The organism is Chryseobacterium sp. 'Rf worker isolate 10' (genome assembly GCF_050753305.1).
Taxonomy (GTDB): domain Bacteria; phylum Bacteroidota; class Bacteroidia; order Flavobacteriales; family Weeksellaceae; genus Chryseobacterium.
In genome coordinates this window covers 1-307 of record NZ_JBOZOF010000016.1, presented here as the reverse complement: position 1 = coordinate 307, position 307 = coordinate 1, and the positions used below count along the sequence as shown (strand labels likewise).

Sequence of the window (307 nt, the reverse complement as noted above, 5' to 3'; positions counted from 1 at the left end):
ATACGACCCTTATTAAGGGGACGTGATATTAAACGATATTCTTATAATTTTGCAGGTTTATATATCATTACAACATTCCCAAGTCTAAAAATTAATATTGAAGAGTATCCGGCAGTTAAGCAGCACCTTATAAATTTCGGATATGATAGATTAAAGCAGACTGGAGATAAAGGAGCAAGAAAAAAAACTAATAATCAGTGGTTTGAAACTCAAGATAGTATAAGTTATTGGGAGGATTTTTCTAAACATAAAATGGTTTGGAAAAGAGTTGGTTCTATACTTCGTTTTTCATATGATGACTCAGGAG

1 protein-coding gene is annotated in these 307 nt (G+C 31.6%); it reads left to right on the top strand.

Annotated elements, in window-relative coordinates:
* Positions 1 to 307: hypothetical protein (locus LKL37_RS23005; RefSeq protein ID WP_431612572.1), on the top strand; the 307-nt coding region annotated here is incomplete at both ends.